Consider the following 1209-nt stretch of genomic DNA (forward strand, 5'->3'; position numbering starts at 1 on the left):
GCCGTAGACGTCGCAGATCTTGACGTATTCAGCGGGCTCCGGCTCGGCGACGACGACGGCGTCGGCGGCGCGCGCACCGGAAACTGCGATCAGGGCCGCAGCGGAGCCGAGAAGAAGGCTCTTGATGTTCATTTTCTGACCTCCAGTCAGAATCGCGAGCGAAGGTCAGCGAGAAGTGACAAAAATCGAGATTTTCAGCTTTATTTCAAATGATTAGCTTTAAAGATCGTCAGGGGGCGTCGTCCGCGAAAAAACGCTTGTTTGCGAACGCCTTGCCGGATCCGCTCTTGAAATAGCGCTCGAGTTGCCGTGCATTGGCCTCGGTTTCGACCGCGATTACGTCTTCAGCGCGACAGGCAGGTGAGCCTTGGTCGAAGTCACGTAGCCTGATTGATGCGATTCGAACCGGCGTCGAAGGTCGTTTGTCGACCCGACATAGACGTCACCATTATAGAGCTGCAGGAAATAAACGTACCACATGGCCCCCTCCGCTACTTCGTAGCTTCGGGCGACCCGAAGCCCGCAGGGCGTAGGGTGGCGGAGAGGATGGGATTCGAACCCACGAGAAGCTTTTGACCTCTACTCCCTTAGCAGGGGAGCGCCTTCGACCACTCGGCCACCTCTCCGTTGCGCCGCTGGATAAAGAAAAGCGCCGGCACAATCAACAAGCCCGCGTCATTAATATGGAAAAATAAGAGCGTACCAGGCGCGGCATCCACGCGATGCGGCGCTTCTGCGGCAATTCCCTGGCCGGCGATTCCAGGCCCCGCCATGATTCCGTCGGCCGATTGCCGGATTCGCCGGGAAACAGGCCGATGCAGCGGGCCTGATGGTTAACGAGAGCTTTCTGAGTGGGGCCAAATCGTGTCATTTGTGCAACAACGCTGGGGGATAGCAGCCGAACAGCCCTTTCGCCGGTACGATCGTTGTTGAACGCTGCCGGCTCATGGGTAATGTCACATTCGAAGGAGCGGCGCGGTGCGCATCTTTTTCGGTAGTGGGGATGGGGCAGGGAACGCTGTCCTTCAGCAAAGAATACCCAGACCCGTTTTTTAACTTTTGACTGGAGGTCAGAAAATGAACATCAAGAGCCTTCTTCTCGGCTCCGCTGCGGCCCTGATCGCAGTTTCCGGTGCGCGCGCCGCCGACGCCGTCGTCGTCGCCGAGCCGGAGCCCGCTGAATACGTCAAGATCTGCGACGTCTACGGC

The 1209-nt window shown here is 58.2% G+C and carries 3 protein-coding genes and 1 tRNA gene; 1 reads left to right on the plus strand and 3 read right to left on the minus strand.

Annotation, left to right across the window (positions count from 1 at the left end; genetic code table 11):
* The 3 genes from J0I79_RS35205 to J0I79_RS33995 all read right to left on the minus strand — a co-directional run.
* A partial coding sequence (locus J0I79_RS35205) for a porin (protein WP_366015734.1) occupies nucleotides 1–132 on the minus strand: 132 nt, incomplete at its 3' end.
* 204 nt (nucleotides 133–336) lie between these two features.
* Complete coding sequence (locus tag J0I79_RS33990; protein WP_292870230.1) at nucleotides 337–480, minus strand: GIY-YIG nuclease family protein; 144 nt, start codon at nucleotides 478–480, stop codon at nucleotides 337–339.
* A 55-nt stretch (nucleotides 481–535) separates the two neighbouring features.
* Nucleotides 536–626, minus strand: a tRNA-Ser gene (locus tag J0I79_RS33995).
* Nucleotides 627–1077: 451 nt separating this feature from the next.
* On the opposite strand from J0I79_RS33995, the gene J0I79_RS35210 reads away from it, so the two are divergent.
* Nucleotides 1078–1209: porin (locus tag J0I79_RS35210; protein ID WP_366015734.1), on the plus strand; the 132-nt coding region annotated here is incomplete at its 3' end.

Source organism: Mesorhizobium sp. (genome assembly GCF_017306585.1).
Lineage (GTDB): Bacteria > Pseudomonadota > Alphaproteobacteria > Rhizobiales > Rhizobiaceae > Mesorhizobium.

Coding starts and splice junctions, on each gene's coding strand:
- J0I79_RS33990 (WP_292870230.1), bottom strand. CDS start 480: ATGTGGTACGTTTATTTCCTGCAGCTCTATAATGGTGACGTCTATGTC.